Genomic DNA, 21,493 nt, shown 5'->3' on the forward strand with positions numbered 1-21,493 from the left:
CATTAAAACTAAAAATCAGCCCTTATAGCGGAACCATTTAACCAGCTCTTTGTAACTGGCCTTTTTGCCGTACATCAGGATGCCCACTCGATAAATACGGCCGGCCACCCAGGTAGTGAGGATAAACCCACCAACAAGCAATACCAATGATAGCACGATTTCCCACGTAGGCACTCCAAATGGAACCCGCACGAGCATGGCTATCGGCGAGGTAAACGGAATCATGCTCAGCCAAAACGACAGCGGCCCATGCGGATCATTTATCAACACGCCGAAAGACAGAATATAGGTAAACAGCAATGGTATGGTAATCGGAAACATAAACTGCTGTGTCTCCGTTTCACTATCAACCGCAGAACCCACAGCAGCAAACAACGCACTGTACAACAAATATCCGCCGAAGAAATAGAGCAAAAAGGTAATGACAATTGTCTGGAAGTCGACTTTACCCAGCTCTCGCGTGACCTTGCCAAACATTCCGTCTTGGGATTTCGCAACTTCCTGCACTTCATCACCAGATAGCCCTTGTTCGGTCAGTTGTTTACGGATTTCTTGTCCATCCGTCATCCCGACGCTAGCAACGCCCATCAATGACGAAGAAAGCACAATCCAAAGGATAAATTGAGTAAGCCCCACCAATCCGATACCGATGATTTTACCCATCATCAATTGAAAAGGTTTAACGGATGAAATGATTACTTCTACAATGCGGCTACTTTTTTCTTCGATGATACCGCGCATCACCTGTGCACCATACAGGAACAGGCAGATGTAGACCACGATGGAAAGCGACATCGCGATTCCCATCGCGGCACCGGCGCTGCTATCCTTTTCTCCCTCTTCTGTAATTTCCTTTGCAGAAAGATGCACTTCCGGATTAATGCTCTCCACGGTGGCACGATCAATTCCTGCCTCGGCGTAGGCGATGTCACGGAGCACCTGCTCCAATTGGTTGCTCACATCTCCCTGAACCCCCAAACTCGCCGTCTCCTTTGCAAACAGCTCTACCTGGGCCGACTCCGCCATATCAGGTGGAATAATCAACAGGAAAGTCTTCCCTTCTTCATTCAATATCCGTGCTTTTTCCTTCGCAATATCGTCAGATACTTCCAAGAAGGTGATCTGCTCGTTATTATTCATTTTTCCTGCAAAAAGACCACTTTGGTCGATCAGGTGTACGACAGCATGATTACTCTCAAAGCTCTTTGCGGTAAGGTATATGGTTAGTGCATAGATTCCGATCAAAAATAGCGGAACCAAAAAAGTAACCAATAAGAAAGACTTTTTCTTTACCCTGCTGAGGTACTCGCGTTTGATAATAAGTAATATCTTATTCATTCTTGTTCCGATATTAGAGGATTTGAAGCCTTAGTGGTAACCTGCTGTACGAAAATATCATGGATGCTCGGAATGATTTCCTTGAGTTCATGTATTTGGACAATCGGCAGCAAATGGGCCAATACATCATTGATGGTCCTGCCTGCTGCAATTTTTATCGTGAGTGCCGTATTTTCCCCTTTATCTTCCCGGCTTTCAATAGCAAACAAGCCTTCCACGCTGGCCAGTTGCACATCGTGAGACAGGTGCTCTACACGATAGGTATTCGTCCGGTAGGCCTTTTTGATTTCCCTTACTTTGCCATCCAGTATTTTCTTCGATTTATTGATCAGGACAATGCTGTCGCAAAGTTCTTCAACGGACTCCATCCGGTGGGTAGAAAAAATAATCGTGGCGCCATTCCGGTTAAGCGACAATATCTCCTCTTTGATGATGTTTACGTTCACCGGATCAAACCCTGTAAACGGCTCATCGAGTATGATCAAGTCGGGTTGGTGCACAACGGTCGCCACAAACTGTACTTTCTGCTGCATCCCTTTGCTCAGATCCTCTACTTTTTTATGCCACCAGCTCTGCATTTCCATTTTTTCGAACCAATGCTTTATCCGACTTGTTGCCTCCTGCTTTGAAAGTCCCTTCAGTTGAGCGAGGTAAAGCATTTGCTCCCCGATTTCCATTTTTTTATAGAGACCACGTTCTTCCGGAAGGTATCCGATGCGACCGATGTGATCCGGGCTTAACGGCTGGCCATCAAAGAACACCTCCCCGCTGTCTGGAGCAGTAATCTGATTAATGATACGGATAAGGGATGTCTTACCTGCACCATTCGGACCGAGAAGGCCGAAAATGCTCCCCTGCTCCACGCGCGTGGAAACATCATCCAAAGCCCGATGGTTAGCGTATTGTTTTACGATATTTTTGATTTCAAGCATATGTGTGTTTCGTGGTTTTCGTACCGATAGGACACACCATTGCTTGGATTGTTACAGCCGATCTTAAATTAAGGCCATCACTCAATTCAACAGTTCATCAAACGTAATCGACACGTAGTACATCCCGCCAACTGAAGGATTACCCCACCCTGTCGTATAAAGCTTGTTGCCGATGTTGGTACCCCCCAGTTTTACGATGGATTTAAACGCGGGAATTTTCTTGCTGACCTGTGCATCAAACGTGGAGTAAGCGGGGATTATCGAATACCTTCCGACATTGACAGCGGGTGTACCGATGGAACCGTTCCACAAAAATTCGGTCTGGTGGCGGAAAGTAAGACCAACCCCCCATCCCGTGCGGCCAATATCCCGGTTAGAGAAGCCCACATTGAAGCGATATTCCGGAGAGTTGAAAAACGTGATAAACGACGGATCGCTTTCCCGCAACTTATCTTCGTTGAGCAGTACATTCTGTGTCACATTACCCGTGAGGGTATATCCTTGCCCGATGAGGTAGTCCAACCCCACGCCCCATCCCGAATTTTTGAGTACCTGTGGAGCATTCACCGGCATGCTATAGACATTCCTGCGGGTGGGATCGGCCAGATCCGCAATGGATCCACCCGGGTCTTTCAATTGCACCAGTACCGCGACCCCCTCAAAGGTGAGGAACCGGTTATAGTAGTAAAATACATCTACAAAAAATCGGTTATCGATAGCGCTTTTGTAACCGATTTCATAAGTTTCCACCTTCTCGGGTTCCCATTCTTTGAATTGGTAGGGTGTGACATCACCGTTTTGTATATCAGTGAGTGCATATACGGGATTGCTGATCATATCGTAGCGCTCGCGGAATAACGGCAGCCCACCCACCAGCCGCGCCTGAGGGGTGTTCAGGTCGATGTATTGGTTCTGCGTTGTCGGGATGCGGAAACCCCGCTGGAATGACGCCCTGAAGTTGTGCTGTTCCGCGACGGTAAGCACACCGGATATACGCGGACTGAACTGACCTTTGAAATTTTCATTTTTGTCGTACCGCAATGAGGCAGTAAGCTTGAAGATATCGTTGAAATTGCGACCTGCTTGTACATACGCCCCCCATTCACGGATGTTAAACTCATTGCCATCATTATCTAGGGCAAACAGGGTACCCTCCGAATTGAGGTCGTAAACCCGGTAGTTTGCCCCTGCAATCAATTCAACAACGCCCGGATCGATCTGCCTTTTGAAGTTGTACATCGCTTCCGCATGATACAGATTGGAGCGATCGAGGAAGTTGGCCCCCATCGGTATAGCGCGCGTTTTGATATCCGCCATGGTGGCGTCAAACTCGCTACCTCTTGGCAGGAACATGCCGTCCGCGGTCTCCAATGCCGGAGCCATTGCGCTGTTCATCCATTGTTCGCGATTGGCTCCTGCATGTGCATTGGCAGCTTGCTGTGCAGCCTGCAGTGCTGCACCATGGTCTGCCCCGCCCTGTGTGGCTTGTTGATAGGCCATCAAAAGCGCACCTGCATATTGGGTATAGGCATTTTGTACGAACGCGGGGGCGCCCGCACCGATGGCGGTCTGCAGGTATCGCTGGCCCATCAGGCTCCCCAGCACACCTAGCGCATGGGCATCCCCGGAATTTTCGCGGGTGGTGTAACCCCTGACGAAAAAGTTGTCGCCACGCAGCTCAGCCTTGTATTGTCCCATGGTGAAATTCTGGATATTATAGCGGTCTGCCGCGGTATAGATCGTAGACCCTTTGCCCCAATTACCCTGCAGGATGGCCTCCACATCATCATTGATGCGGTAATGCAAGGAGGCATTGAGCTTGAGACTTTTGGTGGGATAGTCTGTTAGCTGCTGCTCGGAATAGCCCGGTGCCTGCTGATAGTATTGGGGTACCATATTCTCGAAAATACTCCGCGCTGCACCCAATTGCTGCGCTGGGTCAGCCCCGGCGATGAACTGCGGCAGTGTGGCGTTGCCGATTTGCGGAATGGGCGTGGTATAGATTGCGCCCAACGCCGCTGATGAACCCTCACTGCCATCGCCCGGCATCCCGTTGCCATAAAGGATATCATAAAGATTGGCACCTACATCGCCATACCAATTGACCCCGTCATAGGTGGGGTTACCCTGTGTATTACCGACATTGTTTTCGAGGTTGGTGCCATTGGTGAAACTTTGATCGCGATAGTCCGTAGCCTGCCAATCCTTGGCCGTAAGATAAGCCACATTGGCTTTGAAGGCAAAGCGATCGTTAAAAGCTTTCGCAAACCGGACAGCGACATCATAAAAAGCGGTCGTTTGCTGGGTCCGGTTGGAGGCGCTCATCACGCCCGTTTTGACATAGGCACTGACACCTTGGTAGGTGAAGGGTGATTTGCTATTCATCAACAACAGTCCGTTGATGGCATTAGGCCCATACAACGCCGATGCCGCCCCCGGGAGCAGCTCAACGCTTTCCACATCCAACTCAGACATGCCCACCACATTACCCACCGGGAAGTTGAGTCCCGGAGCTTGATTATCCATCCCGTCCATCAATTGAACCAAGCGGGTATTGCCATTGGAAGCAAACCCGCGTGTATTCACCGACCGGAACGTCAGTGATTGGGTACTCATTTCGACCCCCTTGAGGTTTTGCAATGCATCGTAGAAACTGGGCTGTGGGCTTTCGCGGATACCAAGTACATTCAGCTTCTCTATGGAAACCGGAGATTTCATGACACTTTCCTCCATACGGGACGCCGATACGACTACTTCCGATGCCATAATGGATTGCTCTTGCAAAATAATCGACAAGGCCGATGCAGCTTGCTCGGTTACCGTTATTTCCTGTGCCGCGAAGCCAACGGAAGAAATAACCAACGTGACTGGCGGTTGGTCACTAACGTGCAGCGTAAAGTGACCCTCATTATTCGTGATGGTACCTAATACCTTGCCTTTGACCTGAATGCTTATCCCAACCAACGGTCGGGCGGCGGCATCGGTAACAGTTCCGGAGATGGTCGTCTGCGCAAAAGCCTGACGGAGACCTAAATTGAGCACCGATAGCAACACAAACCATCCGATGCACTTACGGGGGCGTAATCGTTTCATAGTTGTCGTGTTTATAATGGGTATAACAATATTACAAAATATTTCGCTAGGAAGCGAAATACCAGTTTAACATTTTTTAACAACTATGGTTTTAAACTTTCCGGACCAAATTCACTCTTAGCTATAAGAAGAACACAAAACAGGGAAAAGAATAGTTTAATTGTTCATACATTTTTTGGTTAAGTTTGATGATGAGCGCCCACTTCGCCTTTTGGCGGGTGGGCGTTTTTTTATATGTTTGCTCCAATACCAATTCTCACCATATGCAATACATCAGCGTCATTGGATCGGGCACCATGGGTAATGGAATTGCCCATACATTCGCACAGTTTGGATTTGAAGTCTCGTTAGTAGACATCGACGATGTGGCATTGACAAAAGCAATGGCTACCATCGGCAGCAATCTGGATCGCCAGCTAAAAAAGGATACCATCACCGAGGCCGACAAGATGCACATACTTAACCGCATCACCACTTTTACCGATTTGGCCGACGGCGTGCATCGGGCTGACCTCGTGGTCGAAGCAGCTACAGAAAACGAAGAAATAAAGCTGGTACTATTTAAAGAACTGGATAAGTCATGCCCGCATCACACCATCTTGACCAGCAACACCTCTTCCATCTCCATCACTAAAATTGCATCCGTGACGCAACGGCCCGAAAACGTCATCGGCATGCATTTTATGAACCCCGTGCCGGTCATGAAGTTGGTGGAAGTCATCAAAGGCTATTCCACATCAAAAACCACAACAAACAGTGTTATAGCGCTTTCAAATCAAATTGATAAAGTAGCCATAGAAGTGAATGATTACCCGGGGTTCGTAGCTAACCGTATCCTGATGCCCATGATAAACGAAGCGATATACACGTTATTCGAAGGCGTTGCCGACGTCGAAGCGATCGATGCCGTCATGAAGCTTGGCATGGCGCACCCGATGGGACCGCTGCAATTGGCCGACTTTATCGGGCTGGATGTATGTCTGGCTATCCTCCGTGTATTACACGAGGGGTTTGGCAATCCTAAATACGCGCCTTGCCCGCTGTTGGTCAATATGGTAATGGCCGGTAAACTTGGGCGAAAGGCCGGCCAAGGCTTCTATACCTATTAAAAACCGATAAGCTTCAGATGATTCATTCCAGTCCGCTTACGCCACCCGACACCACGAGTTTCATGGCGTCTGTAGCACTCATATGAAGTCGCTTTACCCGCTCGGTCTTAACGATAACAACCTGACCAGCAAATGAGTAAGAGTAAGGAAAATAAACCACCACTTCACCTTCGAGGCCAATCTTGCTGAGATCGCGCTGGGTAAGGAAACCGATCTTTTTCAACCCAGTTTCGTTTACCTCTACCAATACCGGTTCATTGAATTTCTTGGCATCGCCCACAAATGCTTCCGTAAAATCCTTGATCGAAGAATATAGCGTGTTGAACAACGGAATCCGATTGATGAGGTCATTGAACCAATTGTATATCGGAGCCGTAACGACGTTGGTAAACACCATTCCAACAGCAACCAGCAGAACGATGACCGTGAGGATACCCAAGCCGGGCACATACAACGGCCTTCCGGCGTCATCCTGCCAAAACCAGCTGCTTAAGTTGAGGGCAGAATCTATGCTCGCCACAATCCATACCATCAGGAACAACGCCCCGGCCAATGGCAACACGACCAAGGTGCCCTTGATCAAATAGTTAAAAAACAAGCGTATTGTTTTGTTCTTCATCGTATTTCCATTCTAAGTACTAAATACCAATCACCAAGTACTCACCATTTCTTTTACCCATAATAGTATACCCGCTTAACACGTTGCGATATACCCGTCAGCAATTCATAAGGAATTGTCCCGATGTTTGCAGCAAGTTCCGTTACATCGCCAAATACGATCACTTCGTCTCCCTCTGCGGCATCGATACCGTCCAGATCCAGCATCGTCATATCCATGCAGATATCGCCCACCGTCCGCACTTTCCTACCTTTTACCGTCATGTATCCGACTCCATTCCCAAAGCGGCGATCATAGCCATCGGCATACCCGATATTGACGGTAGCAATCGTACTTTCTTTCACTAAACGGCCCCGTCTACCGTACCCCACGCTATCGCCCGCCGCTACCTGCCGTATTTGTGTAATCACCGTTTTCAACGTACCGGTCTGCTGTAGCAACAATCGGCTATCCAACTTGTTTTCAACACCATATAATCCGATTCCCAGCCGAACCATATCTAAATGGGCTTGGGGCCATCGCTGAATCGCCACGGAATTTGCGATGTGCCGGATAACCGGGTATCCCAATGCGGCGGTCAGTTCATTCGCGAACTTCCCGAAAGCATTCAGTTGGCGTTCGGTGAATGCATCGTGCTCGGCGTCACCCGCAGCAGCCAAGTGGGAAAATATGGATTGCACTTTTACCGCATCGGTATTTTGTAGCCGGCTAGATAGCCTCTTGGCATCCTGCACAGGAAAACCCAGCCGGTGCATCCCCGTATCCACTTTAATATGAATGGGGTAACCGGTTACATCCTGATTTGACAACACACGAATAAAGTCGTCCAACACGGTAAAACTGTATAGCTCCGGCTCCAAACGTCGGGCTACCAATGCCTCAAAAGAAGCCGGACTTGGACTCATCACCATGATCGGCAGCCGTATCCCCGATTTCCGCAACTCCACCCCCTCGTCTACATAGGCAACGGCAAGATAATCCACTTTATTGAACTGCAATAGGTTAGCTACCTCAAAACTACCGCTCCCATATGAAAACGCCTTGACCATCGCCATTAGTTTAACCGGACTAGGTAGCAGCGTCTTATATTGGTTCAGGTTGTGCTCCACCGCATTTAAATTGATCTCCAGCACCGTGTCGTGCACTTTGGCCATCAACGCCCCGCTGACGCGCTCGAACGCGTACTTTCGGGCACCTTTTAATAAAATTGCCTCATGCTCAAAAGTTAAGTCCGCCAGTGAATCCAATAGCGAATCGGTATCCCGAAAAGCAATGTGGTTAAGAAATCCGAATTTATCGGCTCGCTCCAGCAGTTGAGGACCGACCGTAATGATCCGGTCAATTTTATTGTCGGCCAGCAAATTAGATACCTTTGAATAAACCTGTTCTTCATGACCATCAGCACCCGGGATATCAGACAGTATCAAGGTACGGGTGGGATGCTGCTGCTGCTGCCGCAGGAAATCCAGCGCAATGGCGAGGGAAGATAAATCGTTACTGTAGCTATCGTCGATTACCGTGCAATTATTAATCCCTTTTTTCATCTCCAACCGCATTTCAACGGGCTGCAGCAACGCCATCCGATGGGCGATAACCGACTGTTCGTAGCCCATCGAAAGCATCACCGCCCAACAACACAGGGCATTCGATTTCGCCGCCGCATCCGTAAACGGGATGACAATGGCCATATCCGTGTTTGCATGACGCGCTTGAATCCTGCACCGTTTATCAGCGATCATTTCATATCCAACAACCTGCAAAACCACATTTCCGCTCCCCCAAGTCGTATGCGCCCCCATCGATGGAACCGTTACCCCCTGCACATCGTCCGGCGAATACACCGCGTGCTTGGCATCTTCAAACAGCCGCAGCTTCTCCGTTATTTTTTCCGTCGTTGACGAAAACCCATCATCGTGCGCCGGTCCGATACTCGTCAATACCGCGATATCGGGACGGATCATCCGCTGCAGGGCCTGCATCTCTCCAGGCTGGCTGATTCCGGCTTCGATAATGGCCAACTCATACGTATCATCCAGTTGCCATAGTGATAAGGCCACGCCTAGCTGGGAATTGTAGCTCTTGGGACTGCGTATAATTCGATATTCAGGTGCAAGGAGCTGCGCAAGCCATTCCTTTACGATGGTCTTGCCATTACTTCCCGTAATACCGATGACCGGACAGGCAAACCGGCCGCGGTGATAGGCAGCCAGGGCTTGCATAGCCGCCAGTGTATCGCGAACCACGATAAAATTAGCCGCAGGGAAATTTGCATGGTCGATTTCATCGTTGGACACCACGAAATTGCGTACGCCGCTGGCATATACCTCTTCGATAAATTGATGACCATCACGTCTTCCCGCTAAAGCAAAAAATAACGCATATGCCGGATTAGACACCTTTCTGCTATCATGCAATAAGGTCTCAATCCTAGCCGACCCATCACTGATGGAAACGCTTACTGATGGAATGATTTCCGAAACCTGGAGGATTGTATAAAACTGCTCATGCATAACCACGCCACGAATTTCAACATTTTTTAGGTACTGCAAGAATTTATTACCATTTTGGTTTCATGGATGATCTCACCAGCAACAATCGCAAAACATTCACTCCACAACAGGCAAAATCCAAAGCTGAGGCCTATTGTGCATACCAGGAGCGCTCGCAACAAGAAGTACGGGATAAACTTTATTTTTGGGGATTGCACCAAGCAGCTGTTGAACAGATCATTGCCGAGCTGATCGGTGAGAATTACCTGAATGAAGAACGGTTTGCAATGGTTTACACCTCCGGCAAGTTCAGGATGAAAGGTTGGGGAAGGCATAAAATAAAACAGGGTTTAGTACAGAAACAGGTATCCCCCCCACTGGTCCGCATCGCCTTGGCAAGTCTGGACCAGCGGGAATATCGCAGCAAGTTGCATGGGCTCCTGCAGGCCAAGGCCCGATTGGAGAAGGAAAAACATCCCTACAAACGGAAAAACAAGTTGCTGCGGTACGCGCTGGGAAAGGGATTCGAAAGCGAGTTGATCCTTGAGCTGTTGAATGACAATGAATTGTGATTTTTTCCAAAAATTATTTGACAGAAGTCAAAAACTCCACTATATTTGCATCCACAAACAGCAAGCGAAAGTAGCTCAGTTGGTAGAGCGCAACCTTGCCAAGGTTGAGGTCGCGAGTTCGAACCTCGTCTTTCGCTCCAAGAACCTTTCTATCGATGATAGAAAGGTTTTTTACTTTCCAACAAACTGATGATCACTTAACGTTTTAATGAACGAAATAACATCTTCTTTTTCCTGTTCACTTAGCGGTATCCGATTGCCATTCTCTTTCAAAATCGGGTCAAGATTTTCGGCAGCTAAAACGCCACTATCAAAATAATCCAAAACGGCTTTCAACGTTGGAAACTGGCCGAAACTCCCATAGGGTGCGGTGTATTCGGCATTCCGTAAAGAGGGCACGCGAAAACTCATATAATCTGCAGGAATCCCGGTTACTCTGGCACGCCCCGCCTCTTCCGTACTCGTGTTCAAAGGAAAGCCAACATTCCTGAAGCTTTGGTCAGTAAACAGCGCTGTACTATGGCAGCTCTCACATTTCTGCTGAAAAATTTGATAGCCCCGTGCCTCGCTTTCCGTAAATGTTTCGCCCTCGTTCCGCTTTACTTTATCGTACTTACTGTCGGCGGATATCAACGTATATTCGAACTGTGCAATACTGCGGTAAATCCTGTCGGGCGTAATGTTTTCATCGCCGAATGCCTTCCTGAACAAATCCTTGTATCCGTGGTCATCCTTTAGTTTTCCAATGACTTCCAGCATAGACGAATTCATTTCTTCGTGTGTGATGATGGGAACCAAGGGTTGGCTCTCTAAAGTAAGCTTGCTGCCATCCCAATTATAGAACTTCATAAACGCCAAATTTTGAATGGGTGGCGTATTCCGAAGTCCGACCCTGTCATAAATCCCGACAGCTTGGGTGCTGTTATCGGCAAAAGCACGCGATGGGTTGTGGCAACTGGCGCATGAAATGGTGTTATTGCCGCTGAATTTTTTCTCGTGGAATAGTTTTTCACCCAACGCCACACCATATTTTGTAGGGCTATTCTCGCTTACCGAACCGTTCAATGGCGGAAAACCATACGGTATATGTAGGGGCATTTCGGGATTGTCGTAGGGCTTTGGCTCAATGATATCCTCCCTGTTACAGGAGAGCAACAGCAATAAAACGGATAAGACTACGATTGCCTTTGTCATGAATCTGAAAAAAGAGCCACCGTTATCGATGAATCCAGGTGGCTCCTAACCTAAATTTAATTTTCTACACTACCGATGGAAAACATTCCCGAGATGTCGCTGGAACCGTTTCCGCCAAGGTTATCAACAAACAACACCATATTCGCTGCTGTGTGGACACTCGGTGTCGCATTTCCGGCCCCCAACGTAACTGTATTGGTCTTTCCGCTCAACAATTTGTCAAAATCCGCGTTGATAGTAATCCGTGGCGCATTCCTGCCAACCACCGCATTTTGTGGAAGCGTCAAGGTGATATCCCTGTATGCATCAACTCCCTGGGTATAGGTATCGGGGTCTCCATTGGTCCCCTCCACCGTGCTTCCCGTATGAATGGATAGTTCCTTATGGTCGGTATCGTAGAAACCCTCAATCTTTGTAAAGCGATAACCCGTCCCCCATTCCCAATGCATTTTGGTATCGTTGGCCCCCGCTTTTGTATAAAAATCAGGAAACCTTACCTCGTCCAAGGTATTCAGTTCGTGTTTCACTCCCAAACCGAATTTCAGCTGCCTGTATTCACCTACGGGAATATTAGTCAGCAAATAATCCAGGGTTTGCGGCTTTGAATGGTCTACGACGGTTGCCCCTTTATCCAAATCATTGATATGATACGGAATTTCACCGCCGTCTGCTTTAATCAGGCGGATATTGCTTATCACGTATTTCAATTCGGCAAAGTGATGGACTTGCCCATCGGCTGACGTATTCGCTGTAGCCTCGGAAGATGTAGCGGCCCCAAGCACGATCGTCGTGTTCTTAAATGCGTTGTTGAAATGCAACGTGACATTGTTGGCAACCGGATTATCATCGTCCTTGTTACAGGACACCAATACCGATAAAGAAACGAACAGTAAGCAATATTTTGTTAGTGTTTTCATGAGCGTAATTTTTTTAGTTTTCTATTTGATTTTTGATTAATGATTCATTTAAATAAGTCCAGGATATGCACGTTCATCGTTCTAAAAATTGAATTTCAACGAAGTGAAAACATTGCGCCCCATCCTCGGGATATTGCCCCAATCTGCGTAGGTACTATAGTATTCGTTGAACAGGTTCTCCGCTCCGATCTGCAAAACTGCTTTGTAATTCCTAAAGCTGAATGTGTAATCCGCTGACATATTAAACACCATATAGGCTGGTGTAAGGTCTTCACCATATTCGGGGCTGTAATGCTCCTGTGTAAGGTCACCGTTCACCGAAGCCCGAATGCCAAACTGCCTGTGCATATAATAAAGTGAAGTCTGATAGCTCAGCGGGCGTATGAACGGCAAATTCCCATCTTTATCGTCCGTTGCCCTGGCATACATTAGTGTTCCGTTCCAGTGCAGATGTTGCAAAATATCGTAGTTGGCATGCAGAGTCGTATTAAAAAGTCGGGCGTGGTTTAGCGATGTATATCCTTTCACGCCCACCGATTGATAGTTCATCGGGCTTCCCAAACTCAAAATCCGTCCAACGATATAGTTTTGAATATAAAAATAGTTTACTTTGGCTTCTATGCCCATTTTTTTGCTTTTAAACCCTGCGCTCGCATTAGCCTCATAAGAAACCTCATTTTTCAAATCAGGGTTCCCGATGTAATCATAGCGGTCAAAGCTGTTATAGATGTAATATCCATACCCTTCTGAGACGGATGGTGCCCGATGTCCATAACCCGTCCCGATAGAAAAATCAAATTGATTGACATGGAGTTGGTAGCTGGCGTGCAAGCCAGGCAATATCCTATCTTTTTCCTGTGGCGTACCGGGATGGAAAATCCAATTGAACTCCACATACTTGGAGTGGTTGTAATTCCAGCCCAAAGACCCCCCGAAATTCAATCGGCTCATTGCTGAAATATCCCATGAATTGTTCATCGAAATCCCTGCGAAACGGGTAGTAACCCAAGGCCAGCTATACGCAAACATCGTTTTCTTGCTCCGGTCTTGCGGATACATCGTCATTTCCGCGATGGATAGATTATTATACACATTCAACTGGATTTCGGAGCTGCAATCACCATTTCTCAAATTAGCGCGGGAAACCAATCCATAGGTGGTACTCCAACCCGGCATATCCATGTGAACGAGATTTTCGGGTCGCTTGGTGTCATCCATATAGTGTTCTATAGCGTTGAAATAAATTTTGGTATCCCAAGCCCTCAACAGCCCATCTTCAAACAATTGTTTGTAAGACGCCGACGTGATAAACGCACGGGAAAGCCACAAATCCATGGGAAGTGCAGGGAAACCCACATCTTTTGCTTTGTCATAGATCGCATCCACCCTGATCGACGAGAGCGGACTTGTTTTATACGCAAGTCCTACAGCCGTATTAAATTTATTGTATTGCGAATGGTTTACTTCATCGTTATTTCCGTCGTAATAATTACCCGCTTTTCGAAAGGAAATGCTTCCATCGGCCACAAATTTATCGCCTGAGTAGGACAGGTTTCCAAGATTGAAAAACTGTTTGTTATTGGATTCAAATCCGGTCTGGTATGCGCCGTTCCACTTCTTATCAAGGCCGAACGGCGTACTTTTCCTTTTCAGGTCAATGCTCCCAGCCACAGTTGCGCCATGCATATTACCCCCTTGCCCCGACGTGATATCGATGGTGGAAAGATTGTTACTTTCCACATACGACGTGACGGGATCCATCTTATCCGTACACGCACCAAAAACATGCATGCCGTCAATGGTAATGGTGGAACGCTCGGTACTCATGTTGTTGAGCAATGGCTCCCATGCGTACGCACCCCGTTTGATAAAACTGATATGGTCTGACGAGGCTAGAAATTCATCCACCGAAACCGCCATTTTCATCTCGGTTTCGATTTTTCTTTTGGCAATGGCTGTTATTGCCACCTCTTCAAGTCGTTTGGTGGTATCGTTTTGAACATGCGTATGTTGAGCGTTAACATGAATTCCAAGAAAAAGAAACAAAAAAGAAAAGCTTATATTCTTCATCATCTTAGAATAAAATGTCGATGTGCAATTCACTTTTCACGCCCTCCACGCCCGGCGTAAAATCAGTCGGTACTAGGGTACCTCTTAGTATTTGTCCTTGCTGGTTCAATAGGATGAAATTCAACGTCCAGTTTCCCGTCATGGTATAGTTGACCATACCATGGTACAGTCCATCGCTTCGCTGTGTCAAATCTTTATTATTGGGCGAAGAATGGTTCCCCATAGATGGCTCAGGCATCCGTGGATCCAATTGCAAGGTATAATCACTTACCTCCGTGTATGAAAACTGCGAGGCATCCGGAAAGTCGCTGGATGGAGGATTGTTTGGTTTATTGAATCGATATATACCGGCAACCAATTCGTTTTCGCCAACCTTGGGCTTTTGAGGTGAAACTAAGGCAATGAAATACTGCTCGTCATCCTTCCCTTCAAACATGGCCATGTTCATGTTTTTGTTAGCTTGTTCATGGACGGAGATATCTTGCTTTGCCGTATGGATTTGATCAGCGATGGTGAAGCTGATATAAAGCTCCCAACTTCCATCGGCATCGCTTCTATCCGTAAATACCGCGTATCCCGAAAAATAGCCGTCATCAGGCTTATCAATCAAATCGTAGCGATGAGGACAGGAAACATTGCGCTTGTCCACATTCGTCCTAATGGGCAAAAATGTTACGGCAGAAACATTTACTTTTTCGTTGGTCTGGCTATCCGTGATTTCCAGACGGACTTCGTTGTAGCCGGTATAGAATGTTCCGTTAAGGGCTTCAATACTTATTTTATAGCCGTCGCTATTGATGGCGTAAGCCTCTTTAAACTCCTTGTATTCGGGAACTACCGTATCTATTTCCGCTTCGTAGTCTGTTTTCTCTTTCGTACAGGACAACACCACAAAGCATACCGTGGTAAGAAAAAATAGTATTTCTTTCATATTGATCAGAAAAATATCTTAGTGAAAAACAACTGAAAACCAGCAGCTCATAATCAGACTTAAAGCGCAAGAATGGCGGCAGGGATGATCCTACATGGGATTAACAACGCACTTATCGCTGATAGCTACCTATAAGCTATCATTTTCCTCATCGATACCAACAAGTGAATTGATCTCATCAACAAACCGTGTCAAATTGCCTTAAGCCAAATGCTACCGGTATGGATCAGCTGATCGGGGGGCGGAATACGGGGGTATTGTAATTAAATCTGTAATCAATCAGATAAGGTGAAAAATGGCTTTGGTTGACTTCTTCTTTCGGCTGATGCGGAGTCAAGACGGTACGGCCATTATGCACGTAAAGCGAATTATACTCATATACCACCAAATTTTTCTTTGTCTCGTCTTTCTCCTTCTCCCTTATTTTCTGCATCAGCACACACTGGCCATTACAAAGGAGCTCGGGCCGGTCTTTGTTTATGCATTTTGCAAGGTAATCGGGTAAATGGATCTGATATTCCAAGGTCATGATGCTGCGATAAAATGACTGCAGCGTCAAAGCGAAAAACAGAACATATGTACAAAAACGTATCAAAACCCCTTATTTTGCATTAATCTACCCTCGCCAAATATACGGAAAGAATCGTTTATAGAAATGACCAACATCACTTTTGTCTTGAAATCATAAATATCCTCGCCGTTTTGCCGTCGAACCGACCTAAAAGCAATTACAATCTATGTTCAATTTATAGGGGTTTTCTAGGGGTTTTCTAGGGGATTTCTAGGTAATATATAGGTATCTATTCCTTATAATTATTAAGAAGATATGATTTAATTTATTTATGAATTTTATTTTATCGTATTCGTTTTTTACATCGACTGATGCGGGGCTTTCTGTTTCGTGGGATGTTTCTGCGGCAAAAGACAGCCTCGTGAACGACCAGAATACCATCATCCTGGTGCGCCCCGTCGGTGTAAATTATTGGGATATCCGTACGTCAGGTATTACGCGGGGTATGGGTCAATACCTTTTTCCTTTGCCTGTAAAACTTACGGAAACCGACGTCCACGTGTATTTAGCTTTCAATGACACACTTTCCGGCGAGCTATCCGAAAGCAGGCACGTGCATGTGCTCAACTTATAAAGCTGAATAACAAAACCTTTTAAAATAAAAAAACGGGAAAGATGATACAAATTACATCTTTCCCGTGCTGTACAGGCAACGTGCGAAATGTCGAACTTTCTGGAGGATTATGAGGCGATTTTATACGAAAAGGGTCGCTGCGAATAGCTTATTTCAGGTAATGGCCACGAAGTGACTGAATTTCAAGAATCACAATCGTATTGTCGTTGTAAACTTCATAAACCATACGATGTTCGCGATTGATTCGCCGTGACCAAGAACCGGATAATTCGTGTTTCAAAGGTTCCGGTTTACCAATCCCCTCAAACGGATTTTCTATAATAGCGACGATAAGTTGCTGTATTTTCTTCTGAATGGTTTTGTTCCCAGACTTTTTCCAGTAATTCAAATCCTCAACGGCCTGAGGGGAATAGATTACTTCCATAGGTCTTCCACGGCTATTTTTACGCCTTTACCATTTTTGATATCTTCCCTGCCTCTGAGAATTTTCTTGACAAAATCAGGGTCATATGGACTTTCTGAACTCTTCGTTTCAAAATCCATTTTCAATGCCTTGGCAAAAGCTTTGATAGCCTCCAACTGCGTTTTATTCTTGGGACGAATCAGTATAGTATCCATTACACAAAAATATTAAATTTTCTGTAATATATAACCGCAGTTATTTAACGGAGCGAAACACAAAATAAAACCCCTCTCTACTCGTCGTAAAGAGGGGTTTCGTACTCGGGGCGGGAATCGAACCCGCACTTCCTTTAAGGGAAACAAGATTTTAAGTCTTGCGTGTCTACCAATTTCACCACCCGAGCAACATGGCAACTCCTATTTCAGTCCGCAAATATAGCGTGTTTTGTGTATTTCCAAAGGTGTTTTTACATATTTTTCCGTCGGCAAGTCCAAAAGGGGCTTCCCAGCAAAACAGAACGCACTCGTTACGCCCTAGCTGACCATACTAGCTCAATTCCGCCCCTACCCGCTCCAATAGCCGCTTGGTCGCTTTAATACCTTCTTCTTCACTCAGTTCGCTTCCTTCGTACTCAATGCCCACATATCCTTTGTATCCGGCATCCTTCACAATCTGGAGCATCTTACGATAGTCGATATTCACTTCATTCCCGCGCTCATCAAACACATTGGCTTTGGCACTCACGCCTTTCGCAAAGGGCATCAAATCCGTCACGCCTTGATAGCGGTCATATTCATAAAAGTTCCCGAAATCAGGCAGACTGCCACAATTTTCTTTGCCCACACCTTGTAGTACCGCGCTTAGCCAGTCGCCGTGCGAGGATATACCACCATGATTTTCCACGATGACGCTAATACTGTGTTGTGCGGCAAATTCGCTCAACCGGCCCAATCCGTCTATGGCCGCGGCCTTGACTTCTTCTGGCGTACCTTCTCCGGCCGCATTTACCCGGATGGCATGGCAACCCAGAAACTGTGCCGCCTCCACCCACTTGTAGTGGTTCTCTACAGCCTGAAGCCGCTCTTTCTCTACGGTGGAACCCAAAGGACCTTCGCCGTCAATCATAATCAGTACATTCTTGACACCGTTGTCTTTTGCGCGTTGATTTAGATCCGTCAAGTAAGCCGTGTCCTTGGCTTTGTCTTTAAAAAACTGATTGACATATTCTACCGCGTGGATACCGAAGGTATTCGCAGCCGTCGCCGAGAAATCAAGATTATCCAGCTTGCCATCAAAAATCGTCTTATGCAGCGACCATTGGGCAAGGGAAATATCGAAAAATAACTTCTTGTCGGACTCCGACTCATCACCTGAACTACTTTCCGAGCGTCCCGTGCAGGCCAACGCCGGAAGAATAGACAAACCGAGGGCACCCGCGCCTAAATGTTTCAAAAACGAACGTCTATCTGTCATGTTTTGTTTATATGAGTTAATGGTTAGCGAAAAATAAATATACTAAATATTTGCCCAGCCATGAGCGAGTACATCGGCTAAATGCATGGTCTTAATCGCCAGTCCTTGTTTATCGATATAGGACTGAAGATGCAGGAGACAGGAGGAATCCGTAGAGATAATAAAATCAGCTTCCATCTCCAAGGCATGGTGCACCTTCTGCTCCGCCATCGCGCTGGATATCGCTTCGAACTTCACCGCAAAGGTACCTCCAAAACCACAGCACGTGTCGGTATGACGCATTTCGACGAGTTCCAAGCCTCCTACTTTACTCAATAGCTGCCTGGGTTCCTCCCGAATGTGGCATTCTCGCAATGCCGAACATGAGTCGTGATATACGGCCCGCCCTTCCAATTCAGCTCCAAAGTAATCCTTTTTGAGCACATTCACAAGAAAATCAGACAGCTCATGGATATTTCCCTGGATAGTCCTGCAGCGGTTGTGCACCAGCGTATTGGTAAAAAGGTCATTGTAGGCATTTTTCACCATGCCCGTACAGGATGCCGAAGGCGATACAATCATGCGGTCGTCCGGGAAATCCTGGAGGAACTTATTTCCTACTTGCTTCGCCTCATCCCAAAATCCCGCATTATACGCGGGTTGGCCGCAGCATGTTTGCTGGGGGTTGTACTCCACATTACATCCGGCTTTTTCAAGTACCTTCACGGTGCTAAACGCCGTTTCAGGAAACAACTGGTCTATAAAACATGGGATAAACAATTCTACGGTCATTCTTGCACGGCTTTTTTCAATAGCAACATCCTAACTAATAACACCAGTCCCATCACAAAAAACAGGCCTAAACTCAATGCAGAATACCGGATATTATTGGTTACCTGCTCAATGAGCGCAAATGAAAATAATCCGATGACGATGGCTATCTTCTCCGTGACATCATAAAAACTAAAGAAAGACGCCGTATCGGCTTCCCCGGCGGGCAATAATTTAGAATAGGTAGAACGGGAAAGCGACTGTATACCGCCCATCACCAAGCCAACCAAAGCAGCTAATATATAAAAATGGATTTCGTGATTGATATAAAAGGCCGCAATACAGATCCCGATCCACACACAGACCACCAAGATCAATACCCTCACATTCCCGATAAAGCGGGCCAACAATGACATAAGGTAGGCCCCTCCAATCGCCACCAGCTGGATAAGCAAAATGGTGGCAATAAGCTTGGGTGCTCCCAGGTGCAGTACTTTTTCGCCAAAGGCGGCCGCTACGATCATAACGGTCTGCACGCCCATGGCGTAAAAGAAAAATGCGGGCAGAAAGCGCTTTATTTCCGGGATTCCCTTCAATCGTCGCCAAACATCCTGCAATTCTCCAAATCCTTTGCTAAGCACGTGTTTGGTAACACGCTCATTATTCCGTGTACCGTCGGGCAGCTTCTTGAACGGAATTTGCGCAAAACCTATCCACCAGAGTCCGACCAAGAGAAACGACAGCCGCGGTGCAAACGTGGGATCCGTAATGCCAAACCATTCTGGCTTAAGTATAAAAACGAAGCAAATAACCTGGATGGTCACGCAGCCGATGTAGCCGTACGCAAATCCCTGAGCACTGACGCGGTCTTGCTGATCGACAGTGGCGATTTGGGGCAGGTAAGAATTATTAAACAATACGCCTCCCACATACCCCATCGCCGCCAAGGTGAAGCAGATAATCCCCCATTCGAGCGTTTCGAGTTTAAAAAAAAATAGCCCCATGCAAGCGATGCCACCCAAATAGGTAAATGCCATCATAAACGTCTTTTTGTTTCCCTTGAAATCGGCAACCGACGACAATATTGGCAGCACAAACGCCATGAGCAGGTAGGCCACCGATAACGCGAAGTTGGACAATGCGGTGTTGACTACACGGAGACCAAAAAAATCGACACGGTCGCCATGCGCGTCCGTAAAGGTAATGGCGGTATAATATGCCGGAAAAATGGTGGAAGTAATAACCAAGTTATAGGCGGAATTTGCCCAATCAAACATCGCCCAAGCGCGTATGGTTGGTTTATCATTTTTACGTATCGTCATTCGTTTTGTTGAGTGGGCTAAGATAGGAAATAGTTGGATTTACCAAGGAAACCCACGATAAAAAGGGGCGTCCAAAAGCAAAATACTTTCGGACACCCCATCCTATCGGGTATTTATTTTAACAGGTTATGTCAATGCCATCCCAAGCTGTTCAAGCATCGCCTTGGTTTTGGTTATCCCCTCATCAGCCGATAGACTATGTCCTTCATATTCAATACCTACATACCCAGTAAAGCCTGCATCCTTCACCAATTTCAGGATGCGCCGGTAGTCGATACTGGTTTCCTCACCGTTGGCATCGAAATCGTATGTTTTGGCACTCACACCTTTGGCGAAGGGCAGCAGCTCGGCCGTGCCTTGATAACGGTCGTATTCCTCCAGGCATTCCGTATTCAGGTACGCCTCTAGCGTCCGCTCAACCGGTTCGCTCCGCTTGATGCAAAAATTACCGGGATCGGGCAGTGTGCCGCAATCCGGGAGGTTTATGGCCTGCATAACCTGACTTAGCCATTTGCCATTAGAGGAGTATCCGCCATGATTTTCCACGATTACGGCAATGCCGTAATCGTGGGCAAATGTAGCCAAGGCCGTCAGGCTCTCCGTTGCATAACGCGCCACATCCACAGCAGTTCCCTGTCCGGCCGCGTTAACACGAATGGCGTGGCATCCCAAAAATTGCGCGGCTTCCACCCATTTATAGTGGTTTTCCACGGCTTGCTTCCGGTTAGCCGCATCCGCATCGCCCAGGTCTCCTTCTTGGTCACACATGATGAGTACACTGGTCATGCCGTTGTCGTCACACCGGGTTTTCAGCGCGCTGAGGTACGATCGGTCATTCGCCTTATCCATGAAAAACTGGTTAACATATTCGACGGCCTGGATCCCGAAATTTTCCTTCGCATACAGCGGGAAGTCGAGGTGATCCAGCTGTCCCCCGAAAATCGCGCGGTTCAAAGACCATTCCGCGAGTGATATTTTAAAGAACAGCTCGGTGCCGCCGGCCGCTCCCTGCGCCCCAGCACGTTGGCCATCGCATGAAAGCAAAGGCGACAGGACGGGTATGGCAGCAGCTGCTGCCATACCCGTACCCAACTGCTTTATGAATCTCCTTCTCGTATTCATCATTGCGTTGCTTT

19 protein-coding genes and 2 tRNA genes are annotated in these 21,493 nt (G+C 47.0%); 4 read left to right on the top strand and 17 right to left on the bottom strand.

Annotation, left to right across the window (positions count from 1 at the left end; genetic code table 11):
• Positions 1-15: 15 nt before the first annotated feature.
• The 3 genes from IEV98_RS15475 to IEV98_RS15485 all read right to left on the bottom strand — a co-directional run bounded on the left by IEV98_RS15475 (position 16) and on the right by IEV98_RS15485 (position 5,363).
• Positions 16-1,338, bottom strand: coding sequence for an ABC transporter permease (locus tag IEV98_RS15475; protein ID WP_188506932.1), 1,323 nt, complete (start codon positions 1,336-1,338; stop codon positions 16-18).
• Positions 1,335-2,270 carry an ABC transporter ATP-binding protein gene (locus IEV98_RS15480; protein WP_188506933.1) on the bottom strand — a complete coding sequence of 312 codons (936 nt, stop codon included), beginning with the start codon at positions 2,268-2,270 and terminating at the stop codon, positions 1,335-1,337. The genes IEV98_RS15475 and IEV98_RS15480 overlap by 4 nt, the downstream gene beginning before the upstream one ends.
• A gap of 81 nt (positions 2,271-2,351) precedes the next feature.
• The gene (locus tag IEV98_RS15485) at positions 2,352-5,363 is read right to left on the bottom strand and encodes a TonB-dependent receptor (protein ID WP_188506934.1); all 3,012 of its coding nucleotides are present in this window, start codon (positions 5,361-5,363) and stop codon (positions 2,352-2,354) included.
• A gap of 263 nt (positions 5,364-5,626) precedes the next feature.
• Here IEV98_RS15485 and IEV98_RS15490 point away from each other — a divergent pair, with 263 nt between their 5' ends.
• Positions 5,627-6,472 (top strand): 3-hydroxybutyryl-CoA dehydrogenase, encoded by an 846-nt coding sequence (locus tag IEV98_RS15490; RefSeq protein ID WP_188506935.1) that lies wholly within the window; start codon positions 5,627-5,629, stop codon positions 6,470-6,472.
• Between the two features lie 22 nt (positions 6,473-6,494).
• On the opposite strand, the gene IEV98_RS15495 is transcribed toward IEV98_RS15490, so the two are convergent.
• Positions 6,495-7,091 carry a DUF502 domain-containing protein gene (locus IEV98_RS15495; RefSeq protein WP_188506936.1) on the bottom strand — a complete coding sequence of 199 codons (597 nt, stop codon included), beginning with the start codon at positions 7,089-7,091 and terminating at the stop codon, positions 6,495-6,497.
• Positions 7,092-7,144: 53 nt separating this feature from the next.
• Positions 7,145-9,601: a bifunctional UDP-N-acetylmuramoyl-tripeptide:D-alanyl-D-alanine ligase/alanine racemase gene (locus IEV98_RS15500; protein ID WP_188506937.1), complete on the bottom strand. Its 2,457-nt coding sequence runs from the start codon at positions 9,599-9,601 to the stop codon at positions 7,145-7,147.
• Between the two features lie 62 nt (positions 9,602-9,663).
• On the opposite strand from IEV98_RS15500, the gene IEV98_RS15505 reads away from it, so the two are divergent.
• Complete coding sequence (locus IEV98_RS15505; protein ID WP_188506938.1) at positions 9,664-10,152, top strand: regulatory protein RecX; 489 nt, start codon at positions 9,664-9,666, stop codon at positions 10,150-10,152.
• 64 nt (positions 10,153-10,216) lie between these two features.
• Positions 10,217-10,292: transfer RNA gene (locus tag IEV98_RS15510), tRNA-Gly, on the top strand.
• Positions 10,293-10,323: 31 nt separating this feature from the next.
• Here the strand turns inward: IEV98_RS15510 and IEV98_RS15515 are convergent.
• The 5 genes from IEV98_RS15515 to IEV98_RS15535 form a co-directional block, all read right to left on the bottom strand.
• Positions 10,324-11,346: a cytochrome-c peroxidase gene (locus IEV98_RS15515; RefSeq protein ID WP_188506939.1), complete on the bottom strand. Its 1,023-nt coding sequence runs from the start codon at positions 11,344-11,346 to the stop codon at positions 10,324-10,326.
• A 56-nt stretch (positions 11,347-11,402) separates the two neighbouring features.
• Positions 11,403-12,263, bottom strand: a complete 861-nt coding sequence (locus IEV98_RS15520) for an MbnP family protein (RefSeq protein ID WP_188506940.1) — start codon at positions 12,261-12,263, stop codon at positions 11,403-11,405.
• An 81-nt stretch (positions 12,264-12,344) separates the two neighbouring features.
• On the bottom strand, positions 12,345-14,336 hold the full coding sequence (locus tag IEV98_RS15525) for a TonB-dependent receptor plug domain-containing protein (protein WP_229738787.1): 1,992 nt from the start codon (positions 14,334-14,336) through the stop codon (positions 12,345-12,347).
• 1 nt (position 14,337) lies between these two features.
• The gene (locus IEV98_RS15530; protein ID WP_188506941.1) at positions 14,338-15,264 is read right to left on the bottom strand and encodes a hypothetical protein; all 927 of its coding nucleotides are present in this window, start codon (positions 15,262-15,264) and stop codon (positions 14,338-14,340) included.
• Between the two features lie 226 nt (positions 15,265-15,490).
• The gene (locus IEV98_RS15535) at positions 15,491-15,793 is read right to left on the bottom strand and encodes a hypothetical protein (RefSeq protein WP_188506942.1); all 303 of its coding nucleotides are present in this window, start codon (positions 15,791-15,793) and stop codon (positions 15,491-15,493) included.
• Positions 15,794-16,106: 313 nt separating this feature from the next.
• Between IEV98_RS15535 and IEV98_RS15540 the strand changes: the two genes are divergently transcribed.
• Positions 16,107-16,409 (top strand): hypothetical protein, encoded by a 303-nt coding sequence (locus IEV98_RS15540; RefSeq protein WP_188506943.1) that lies wholly within the window; start codon positions 16,107-16,109, stop codon positions 16,407-16,409.
• Between the two features lie 148 nt (positions 16,410-16,557).
• Here the strand turns inward: IEV98_RS15540 and IEV98_RS15545 are convergent, their stop codons facing one another.
• The 7 genes from IEV98_RS15545 to IEV98_RS15575 all read right to left on the bottom strand — a co-directional run bounded on the left by IEV98_RS15545 (position 16,558) and on the right by IEV98_RS15575 (position 21,482).
• Positions 16,558-16,833, bottom strand: a complete 276-nt coding sequence (locus tag IEV98_RS15545; protein WP_188506944.1) for a Txe/YoeB family addiction module toxin — start codon at positions 16,831-16,833, stop codon at positions 16,558-16,560.
• On the bottom strand, positions 16,824-17,027 hold the full coding sequence (locus IEV98_RS15550) for a DUF2683 family protein (RefSeq protein ID WP_188506945.1): 204 nt from the start codon (positions 17,025-17,027) through the stop codon (positions 16,824-16,826). Before IEV98_RS15550 ends, IEV98_RS15545 begins: the two co-directional genes overlap by 10 nt.
• Before the next feature lie 102 nt (positions 17,028-17,129).
• Positions 17,130-17,215, bottom strand: a tRNA-Leu gene (locus IEV98_RS15555).
• Positions 17,216-17,358: 143 nt separating this feature from the next.
• Positions 17,359-18,285, bottom strand: a complete 927-nt coding sequence (locus tag IEV98_RS15560) for a sugar phosphate isomerase/epimerase family protein (RefSeq protein ID WP_188506946.1) — start codon at positions 18,283-18,285, stop codon at positions 17,359-17,361.
• A gap of 42 nt (positions 18,286-18,327) precedes the next feature.
• Entirely contained in the window at positions 18,328-19,056 is a 729-nt protein-coding gene (locus IEV98_RS15565; RefSeq protein WP_188506947.1) for a (Fe-S)-binding protein, read from the bottom strand.
• On the bottom strand, positions 19,053-20,357 hold the full coding sequence (locus IEV98_RS15570; protein ID WP_188506948.1) for an MFS transporter: 1,305 nt from the start codon (positions 20,355-20,357) through the stop codon (positions 19,053-19,055). The genes IEV98_RS15565 and IEV98_RS15570 overlap by 4 nt, the downstream gene beginning before the upstream one ends.
• 126 nt (positions 20,358-20,483) lie before the next feature.
• Positions 20,484-21,482 carry a sugar phosphate isomerase/epimerase family protein gene (locus IEV98_RS15575; protein WP_188506949.1) on the bottom strand — a complete coding sequence of 333 codons (999 nt, stop codon included), beginning with the start codon at positions 21,480-21,482 and terminating at the stop codon, positions 20,484-20,486.
• Between the last annotated feature and the right edge of the window lie 11 nt (positions 21,483-21,493).

The sequence above is a fragment of the Parapedobacter pyrenivorans genome (genome assembly GCF_014636865.1).
GTDB classification, from domain to species: domain Bacteria; phylum Bacteroidota; class Bacteroidia; order Sphingobacteriales; family Sphingobacteriaceae; genus Parapedobacter; species Parapedobacter pyrenivorans.

Coding starts and splice junctions, on each gene's coding strand:
- IEV98_RS15475 (WP_188506932.1), bottom strand. CDS start 1,338: ATGAATAAGATATTACTTATTATCAAACGCGAGTACCTCAGCAGGGTA.
- IEV98_RS15570 (WP_188506948.1), bottom strand. CDS start 20,357: ATGACGATACGTAAAAATGATAAACCAACCATACGCGCTTGGGCGATG.
- IEV98_RS15485 (WP_188506934.1), bottom strand. CDS start 5,363: ATGAAACGATTACGCCCCCGTAAGTGCATCGGATGGTTTGTGTTGCTA.
- IEV98_RS15530 (WP_188506941.1), bottom strand. CDS start 15,264: ATGAAAGAAATACTATTTTTTCTTACCACGGTATGCTTTGTGGTGTTG.
- IEV98_RS15480 (WP_188506933.1), bottom strand. CDS start 2,270: ATGCTTGAAATCAAAAATATCGTAAAACAATACGCTAACCATCGGGCT.
- IEV98_RS15565 (WP_188506947.1), bottom strand. CDS start 19,056: ATGACCGTAGAATTGTTTATCCCATGTTTTATAGACCAGTTGTTTCCT.
- IEV98_RS15575 (WP_188506949.1), bottom strand. CDS start 21,482: ATGATGAATACGAGAAGGAGATTCATAAAGCAGTTGGGTACGGGTATG.
- IEV98_RS15515 (WP_188506939.1), bottom strand. CDS start 11,346: ATGACAAAGGCAATCGTAGTCTTATCCGTTTTATTGCTGTTGCTCTCC.
- IEV98_RS15500 (WP_188506937.1), bottom strand. CDS start 9,601: ATGCATGAGCAGTTTTATACAATCCTCCAGGTTTCGGAAATCATTCCA.
- IEV98_RS15520 (WP_188506940.1), bottom strand. CDS start 12,263: ATGAAAACACTAACAAAATATTGCTTACTGTTCGTTTCTTTATCGGTA.
- IEV98_RS15490 (WP_188506935.1), top strand. CDS start 5,627: ATGCAATACATCAGCGTCATTGGATCGGGCACCATGGGTAATGGAATT.
- IEV98_RS15560 (WP_188506946.1), bottom strand. CDS start 18,285: ATGACAGATAGACGTTCGTTTTTGAAACATTTAGGCGCGGGTGCCCTC.
- IEV98_RS15550 (WP_188506945.1), bottom strand. CDS start 17,027: ATGGATACTATACTGATTCGTCCCAAGAATAAAACGCAGTTGGAGGCT.
- IEV98_RS15495 (WP_188506936.1), bottom strand. CDS start 7,091: ATGAAGAACAAAACAATACGCTTGTTTTTTAACTATTTGATCAAGGGC.
- IEV98_RS15535 (WP_188506942.1), bottom strand. CDS start 15,793: ATGACCTTGGAATATCAGATCCATTTACCCGATTACCTTGCAAAATGC.
- IEV98_RS15505 (WP_188506938.1), top strand. CDS start 9,664: ATGGATGATCTCACCAGCAACAATCGCAAAACATTCACTCCACAACAG.
- IEV98_RS15525 (WP_229738787.1), bottom strand. CDS start 14,336: ATGATGAAGAATATAAGCTTTTCTTTTTTGTTTCTTTTTCTTGGAATT.
- IEV98_RS15540 (WP_188506943.1), top strand. CDS start 16,107: ATGAATTTTATTTTATCGTATTCGTTTTTTACATCGACTGATGCGGGG.
- IEV98_RS15545 (WP_188506944.1), bottom strand. CDS start 16,833: ATGGAAGTAATCTATTCCCCTCAGGCCGTTGAGGATTTGAATTACTGG.